The sequence below is a fragment of the Leptodesmis sp. genome (assembly GCF_052746595.1).
Window position 1 is genome coordinate 1 of sequence record NZ_JBRAGO010000150.1, and the last position, 7,710, is coordinate 7,710.

General features: G+C 48.5%; 7 protein-coding genes. All 7 read right to left on the bottom strand.

Going from position 1 to position 7,710, the window contains the following annotated elements; translation table 11 throughout:
• Positions 1-226: 226 nt before the first annotated feature.
• Entirely contained in the window at positions 227-898 is a 672-nt protein-coding gene (cas5, locus tag ACUVQO_RS21555; protein ID WP_445927877.1) for a CRISPR-associated protein Cas5, read from the bottom strand.
• Positions 898-1,773 (bottom strand): type I-B CRISPR-associated protein Cas7/Cst2/DevR, encoded by an 876-nt coding sequence (gene cas7i, locus ACUVQO_RS21560; RefSeq protein ID WP_445927878.1) that lies wholly within the window; start codon positions 1,771-1,773, stop codon positions 898-900. Before cas7i ends, cas5 begins: the two co-directional genes overlap by 1 nt.
• Positions 1,774-1,803: 30 nt before the next feature.
• Positions 1,804-3,327: a type I-MYXAN CRISPR-associated Cas8a1/Cmx1 gene (gene cas8a1 / locus ACUVQO_RS21565; RefSeq protein WP_445927879.1), complete on the bottom strand. Its 1,524-nt coding sequence runs from the start codon at positions 3,325-3,327 to the stop codon at positions 1,804-1,806.
• A 4-nt stretch (positions 3,328-3,331) separates the two neighbouring features.
• Positions 3,332-5,629 (bottom strand): CRISPR-associated helicase Cas3', encoded by a 2,298-nt coding sequence (gene cas3 / locus ACUVQO_RS21570; RefSeq protein WP_445927880.1) that lies wholly within the window; start codon positions 5,627-5,629, stop codon positions 3,332-3,334.
• Positions 5,619-6,278: a type I-MYXAN CRISPR-associated protein Cas6/Cmx6 gene (gene cas6 / locus ACUVQO_RS21575; RefSeq protein ID WP_445927881.1), complete on the bottom strand. Its 660-nt coding sequence runs from the start codon at positions 6,276-6,278 to the stop codon at positions 5,619-5,621. The genes cas3 and cas6 overlap by 11 nt, the downstream gene beginning before the upstream one ends.
• Before the next feature lie 4 nt (positions 6,279-6,282).
• On the bottom strand, positions 6,283-7,254 hold the full coding sequence (locus ACUVQO_RS21580) for a helix-turn-helix transcriptional regulator (protein WP_445927882.1): 972 nt from the start codon (positions 7,252-7,254) through the stop codon (positions 6,283-6,285).
• A gap of 205 nt (positions 7,255-7,459) precedes the next feature.
• Positions 7,460-7,710, bottom strand: a 251-nt coding sequence (locus ACUVQO_RS21585) for a hypothetical protein (RefSeq protein ID WP_445927883.1), incomplete at its 5' end; no start/stop codon positions are given.

Sequence of the window (7,710 nt, forward strand, 5' to 3'; positions counted from 1 at the left end):
ATAACCCTTGAGCAGTTTGAATGCCTTACGCCACCGTTTAGGATCACGAATGTCAATACACCTGTTTCTCTGCAATTTACAGGTAGACAATGCAGCCATGCAGTAATAAAAGGGAAAAAACGCCTTGTGGCGATCGAAGGTTATGAAACCCCTATCTAATGGGGCTGGTTATATTACGTCGTCATTCACTTTTCAAGGTTCAATCCCTTAACCAAAGCGCTATTAACTAGGTGTGTGATTTACTACGTCTAGATTTTCCTGGCTTTGGTATCTCAGCAACTATCGGTGGTGAAATGGAAACCCAACAATCTTGGCAGAACTCACCTAAATGAAAACGCTGGAATCTCCCCTGTCCGGTATTCCGGTTAATCCAAACTGGTAAGCTAATTAATCCCCGATTGTTTCTAACCAGCCACTGAATTTCCCCATCTGATTCTCGATAGGCCCGAACACCATTGACCATTGCCCACGATTCACCCAAACTTAACGCCCCGAAACGGCTAATTTGTTCTGGCGTGGCAAGAGCGATCGCAATCCGATTAACCAATTTGACAGTTGCAGTTTCCTCCGTAGAGTCGACTTGAATAGCAACTTGCAGATCGGTGAGCAATTCGTGGTGATTGGGTTTTGAGAACTTACTTGTGGGATAAGTGCCCAGATGATCACGGCTAAATTTATGATGGCGCTGTTTGCGGACAATCCGAGAAATAGGAGAAGCATTGCCAATGATACCGATCGCAAGCCTAACGCCTACATGAGCCATCATATTGTTCTCACCAACCAGTGATAGCAAAAAGCCATAGACCGTTGAAGGGGGTGGATAGCAGTAGGTTTCTTTATAGTCCCGTGCAAAGCTGCGAGGAAAGCTAGTACAGGGGCAGTCAAGGTATAGCTGCATCAAACAGGCACCTCCGTTTTGAGTTGAGTCTTTTTGAGTCGATTCTCAGCCGTTGCGATCGCTTCTTTGACTCCGCGACAAACCTCCACTTTCAGCCTGCTTAACTGTTCACCATAAGGTGTATCCGCAATCTCGCCCCCTACAATCAACTCCTCTGCTTTCACATCACCCACCTCGACTAAGCGCACTAGACGAGGACACCCCACTGAATCCCCAATTCGTTTAAAGCTGTTCATAATCCAGGGGCTGGGGTCTTCAGTAACACGAAGGATAATCGATTCAGGACGAAAATCGTAGAGAAAGCGGGCATGGTTTCCACCGACATGCCGCACAGCAGCGATAGCATTCAGGGCTAAGATGGCTCGTGCCGGATCTTTAAGACTTTCAGGTGTGAGGGCGACTGAGTATTGATAAGCAGTACAGTGAACTTCGGTGCTGTGAATCGAGGTTTTCCCCTTTTCTCCGCCCTTTGAGCCAAACGCAGTATCACCCCAATAAGGATCAAGGCTGATGGCTCGGCTAACTTCCAGCGCACCCCGCCGTTTAGTCGTTTTATCTTTGTTATCTTTGTCCTTCTTGGCATCCATGTAGCCGAATAGGTCATCATCAATGTAGTCTTCGGGACTGAAACACTCGTTCTTGAATATATATTTATCATTGTCTGGATCAAAAGTACGATTTGTCTTTTCTGCATAATGATTTTGGAAGTATTCCCGCAGTCCCCAGCGAATTGCTTCAGCACTGATCGTTGTGTATTGGTCATTACCACGGGTAATTTTCTGGAGAGTTGCCAGAGTACTACCATCGCCCTCTCCCCGGTTATTGGCAGCAATGGCTGTAGCAGTGACGATTGTGGCAAACAAATGAATCGACATAATAGAGCCTCCTAATAATTGCAAGGGTAATCAGTTCACAGAAATTGAAAACATCTCAGCTTCATCTGCTTCATTTACATCAGATTCTGCTGTAGACTCGATTGGCACATCGGCACCATCCAAAGCATCCCCTTTTTTACTGGTATAGGTTGCGATCGCTAGTAGCACTAAATCTCTCGCCTGCCGCCAATTCGCTTCGCGATGAATCCAGTGATAGATTTGAGCACCATGAGATAGCGCCTTTTGGCTCCGAAATTGACTCAAGAAATCTACCAAGGCAGTGGCAAATTCCTGCTGAGTACTGGGACGTTGCATTCGATAAATTACTTTGTCAGTCACCTGTCCATAATCCAGGGGACGCCCCTGCTTCTGAGCTTGTTTGATTTGTCCAGACAGGTACTTGCTGAAAGCCCCTTGGACAGCATCAAATAGGATTTGTTCATCGTCATTGAGATATTCAGTCATTGTTACCAGTCCTTTGCGTTCATAAACACCATTCCGTTTGCGGAATTCAAGAAATCCACTGTACCAGGGCTTTCCCAGCACTAAGTTGTCACAAATCCAGGGAAGAATTTTTGATAAAGCAAACCAGGTTTCCCCACTACTCGTTTGCTTTACCTGAGCTGGAAACAGTTGTCTTGCAACTTCATACAGTTTCAGCACTGAATCCCTTGCCTGTACCCGATAAACGGCCTGTTTCAGGTAGGACTGATTTCCATCCCACACCTGTTTTCCTAATTGATAGACTTCGCAGTAATCAACCCGAAACTGTTGAGCCTCTTCAATCGTTTTCTCCTGCAACAGAAAGTGCAACGCTGATTCCCCTGCACCGCTACTGCGAAAATCTCGATAGGTTCGTCCTGGCATTGCTCGACGGCTATTGACCCAATGAGACAAGTTTGTAATGTTCGGGATGACAACAGCCGATCGCGCTGCCAGTTTCCCGCCTACTGACTGAGCCGGTAATTTGTAGTACCCGCAGGCCAGGGGCAGGAATAGCAGTGCTAAAAACCTTTCTGGGGATTCCTGATAGGCACCATTGATAAAACATTCCACCAACCCAGGCAAATGATGTCCTTTCAGCGAAATCTCTTTCTTGAAAGCTCCCTTGCTGTTAAACGCCTCCTTCATATCGTCGGTATAGTAGCAGTTCAGCAGCGGACGCACCTCAATTTGAATTTCCGGTTGATCTGGGTCAATCATGAAACTTCTAGTGATTGGTGTGCCCAAACTCCGTTGCTTGCTGTGTTGCAAAAAGGTTGTTATTACACCCTGAGTAAAGGTATATTGCCCCTGCTCATCCAACTTTAGGGCTGGAACTGCCAGATAACCCTGTTCAGTAATCTGGTAGGTTTGGTCAAGCAGCCATTTCACAACATTGCGATCGCTCCCCTCCCAGGCCAATATCACAGCATCATCAGTAATCTCCCAGGTCAGCGGCGCATCCTCGCGTTGATCTTCGAGATTGCGCAATACCAGCGCCAATGCTGCAATCCCTGCTCGATGGGGTAACAGCAGGTTTGGATCAAAAATTGAAAGCGTAAATTGTGCCACAATCTCACCTCCTCTTCAGTTCAAAAGCACCTAACTCCGACGAATACCCCCACTGGTCGGCTGGTGCAATCAGGTAACCTTTTTTATGGCGAGGCCAGCCCTTAATGTTCCTGGCGGGTAGGGGCACAGTATAGCGAGGTAGATCACTGGATTTGAGATGGGCGATCGTGGCCTCATCCTGCTTCAAGAGTGCTGTTACGGTATATCCTGCCTCTCGTAGGGGAGCGGGATAAGTCCGCCACTTGCCATCCAGGAGTACAAAATGATCTTTGGGTTCACTCTGGATGTTGAGTTTCTCCAGCCAGGTTGCCAATTGGGCCTGGTTAACTTCCCCAGAAAACGCTCGTACCAGTGCCAATCCTGAATCCAGTTGATCCTGGCTATAGGGAAACCCAACCATCTTAGGGTCTTCAGGATAGAATATGGCATCTAACGCATGATCACAATATCCGCGGTTCAACCGTCCTAAGCGTTGAATCAAGCCTGCCGGATCAGCGATCTGTGTTACTAACAACGTTGCTGATAAATCCAGAGACATTTCCGCGACTTGCGTTGCCACCGCTAAAATAGGTTGATCGTGTTTGAACCCATCCACAACCGCCCGGTGGTGCTGGACGCGATCGCCATATCGAAATCGGCTGTGATAAAGCAGTGCATTTAACCCCAGACTTTTAGCCTGTTCGTAAACCGCAATCGCCGTATTCACCTGATTGCAAACCCACAGCACCTTGCCGCCATTGGCAAGCTCTTGCTGTACCCGCTGCCAATCGGGCTGTTCTACCTCATGAAATCGGTATCGGGGTTGCCGCTCAATGTCCTGTGGCCCATGAATAATCTCTACAGGTTCACCCACAGCGGCTCGAATGGCTTTCACCTGGGCTGGTAAGAAAGAGGCAGACATTAGCAAAATGGGGGCTTTCACTACTTTTAGAAAGCGCAGCAAGGCTCCAAATAGGGCATCGTCATAGCAATGCACCTCATCAAACACAAAGGCAGCATTGGCGATCGCGGGAAAACAATACAGTGGGCGACGATTACATTGAAGCAGGCCCAAAACCGTATCAACGGTGCAGATGCTGACCTTTGCACCCCAGGCTTTAAAGGAATCTAACTTTTGAGCCGTTTCGTTAATCGTTTCATCGCCATTGTCAATTTCCTCCCCAGTTCTTGCCAATTCTAGATCAACCTCTGATCGGGAGTGCAGCAACACTGATTCCACTTCATCCTGAACATAGTCCAGGAAACCTTCGGTACTGGTTCCTGTTGTGGGATAACAAAAAAATAGTTTGCGCCCAATCGCATGCTTCTGCGCCCAGTTATAAGCTCCTAATGTCTTACCCGTGCCGCATCCAGCCCGCGCCATCGTCACTCGTGCAGACTTCTCTTTCAAGTCCACCTGAAACTGCCGCAGTGGATTGTTACCCCGTCGAGCATCAATGACCCGTTGTAAATCCTCTTCAGTGAGAGTATTACTTTCTTCCTCTGTTCCGATCAGTTGCTTCTCTATCCATTCGTAGATATTGATAGAAACTTGTGCCGAAGCTGATCCGATCGCGTCTCCTGCAACCAACAAAGCTTTAAGGACAGCCAGTAATGTTGTATGCGGCTCCCAGTTTTCAAATGCGTTAAGAACGGCCTGCCGCTTCTCTCGCTTAATTTCTCCAAGCTCCCAGCGCTGAGAGAATTTGAACGGTGGAATTGTGTTTGGTAAACCTAAATTCCTAACTCCATAGCGAATGAGTTTATGGAAGTAGGAATGATGGACATACCAGTACAGGCAAGTATCCCCCGTTCCTTCACGCACTTCACCTAACTCACTGGTATCCTTACCTTGTTTGCCGCCCAGTTTGAGGTGGTGCCCTCCAGCAGTAGCGATCGCCATCATAAAATCGGCATCAGGACATTGTTTCAACCAGTCCTGAAACTCCCAAGCTATTAACATTGAAGCCACTTCATGACGAATCATTTGAGGGCGTTCCCGTGGGTCGCGCCTGTATTGTCGAGGCAAGGATTTCAGGTCATTCCGCACAACCATTTGAAAATGGTCGTTTGCCTTACCCCAGTCATGCAAATAGGCTGCTAGTCGTGCCGTTGCTCTCAACACTTCTAACTTGCAGTCCAAGCCAAACTGTTGAATTAGACCTAACCCCAACGTATCAACCAGTGTTGTTACTGATTCAACAACAGCTGCTGTATGTCCAATGAGATGGTGTGTTCCTCTCCAGTCCTCACTGCCTGGAAGGGATGATTTTGCCAGCAGAATGTCAGGTTGTAATTTTGGTGGTGTAGTTTTAGGCGGCATCAGCATCCTCCCTCACCGGGTAGAACCAACCACAGCCGAAATGCTGCCGCCCACCTAAGCCATACCACTGCAGTTTGAGGGAATCCTGATCGCTTAACCCTTCCACAACAACCCCATAGCCCAGTATCTTTTTCTCTTTGACTTGTAGTGTTCGTCGTGCCAAGTCACCCTCCGGTGTACTATCAATAGAAGCTTGAGCATTAATTTCTAGCCGATTTAGCCCTTTTTTGCAGGATTCTAAGAAGTAGTATGGTACATCTGGATGGTCGATCGCCTCCAACTTAAATGTCACTAATCGGGCCTTAAGAGTCTCGCTGGCTTGAGGAAGTGTTAGCTGGGGTTGTACCAGACGAATCAAATGCCCTCGAATGTCAAGCACCTGATTTTGCATCAGTTGATACCAGAGCTGCACCTGATCTACTGGACACCGCAACCGCAACCGTGAACCACGATGCAAATAAATCATGCCGTCTTTATCTGGAATTCCTGAAATACTACAAAGTCGAACATCTGCAGGGATATTGCCGGAAAACGTCAGTGGTTCCCCTGCATTTTGCACTGCTTGTTTCACGGCTGAATAGAGCGCATATCCATGATCCGCAGGTAACGTTTTACCCCTTAGTTGAAACTGAATCTCTAGGAAATTCATGGTTTTAGTCCTCCAAGCATCGGTGTCTCATCTCTTCCACTTCATCCCTCACCAACTGCACCAACTCCGGCGGCTCCCGGACGATCGCCCCTTTCCCGTAGCCCAGCACCCATCGCTTCAGGTCATTCAACCCCCTCACCACCATCCGCAGCGTCAAGGAGCCATCCGGGTGTTCCTGAATTTCCTGGGTCGGGTGCCAGCGCCGCTCTCGAATAAAGGGTGCTGTGCGGGCATCAAACCAGATTGCTACGGGCACAGGGACGCCCCCGGCCTCATGCTGAAAAATCATCTCCAGGTGGTCCCTGGCATCAAAGGTGGGGTCGGGTACAAAGGTTTGATCTAAAATCTCTAACTGTTTAATTCGGTCTACCCGGAACCAGCGGATCTCCTGACGCTGATGGCAGTAGCCGATGACATAAGGATTTGTACCCCGGTAAATATGCAGCACATAGGGGTCGAGTCCCCGATCTGAAACGGCATTCCGGCTAGCGGTGTAATAGGTCATTTGCACCGTTTTATGCATCTGGCAGGCATCCTCCAGCTTGTGCCAGATGTCCGGGTTCAGATTAATTTCGGCTCCGCCTCGAAACAGAATACGATCGTCCGCCAACTGTTGCAAATCCACCCAACTTTGTTCCGGCAACCGTTCTGCTAATCGAGCGATCGCAGACCGCAAATCCTCCGCATACGTTGACCCTGCATAAGCCTCCAGCATCCTGGCCCCCACCGTCAGGGCAAACAGTTCCCCCTTACTCAAGGTGATCGTTGGCAGCCGCCAGTCTGGGTCGGTATAGTGGTAGCCCTGTTGCCGGGTATAGTCCAGGGGGGCACCATAGCGATCGCGGAGAAAGTTTAAGTCATTCCGAACCGTTCTCTCGCTAATCTCCAGTTCCTGAGCCAAACTATCCGCTGTATGGCGCTGTTTTGAGCGAAGTAGAGCATCAATTTGAAGTAGACGTTCTAGATGTCGGGACATGAGTGCTTTGAGTTAACTTAGCCACTATTGTAGAGAGGCAACCCTGCAAAAAACTTTCCGACTTCTGAAAACTGGAAAAGATTTTTTCAGGTCTATGCGAAAAGGAAACTAACCGACTTAGTGTTCCCTTGAGTTCTAACTACTGCACTACTGCATTGATAAGGTGTTCTCCGGAGAGAACATCAAATCTTGATAGTCCGTTTAACTACTCTTGTCTGTCCAACAACCGTTCGATCTCCCACCTTGCCAACTCCGCCTTCTTCCGCCGCATCCGAATTGCCAGGATGGAAAACCTCTCATGCTCCTCCGGTTCCATATCCAGCGTGAATCGCTTCGTTTCTCCCTCCAGGGGTGTCTCCTCCTCGATCGCATCCTTTGAGGACAACTGAGCGATCGCCCATCTCAATAGTCTGTACGGAATTAGATGGCTATAACGCCGTAAGAACGTAGGTTTTC

What these genes read in the sequence shown, in the direction of transcription:
- cas3 (WP_445927880.1), bottom strand. Translation starts at nt 5,629, where the DNA reads ATGCCGCCTAAAACTACACCACCAAAATTACAACCTGACATTCTGCTG.
- cas7i (WP_445927878.1), bottom strand. Translation starts at nt 1,773, where the DNA reads ATGTCGATTCATTTGTTTGCCACAATCGTCACTGCTACAGCCATTGCT.
- ACUVQO_RS21580 (WP_445927882.1), bottom strand. Translation starts at nt 7,254, where the DNA reads ATGTCCCGACATCTAGAACGTCTACTTCAAATTGATGCTCTACTTCGC.
- cas5 (WP_445927877.1), bottom strand. Translation starts at nt 898, where the DNA reads ATGCAGCTATACCTTGACTGCCCCTGTACTAGCTTTCCTCGCAGCTTT.
- cas6 (WP_445927881.1), bottom strand. Translation starts at nt 6,278, where the DNA reads ATGAATTTCCTAGAGATTCAGTTTCAACTAAGGGGTAAAACGTTACCT.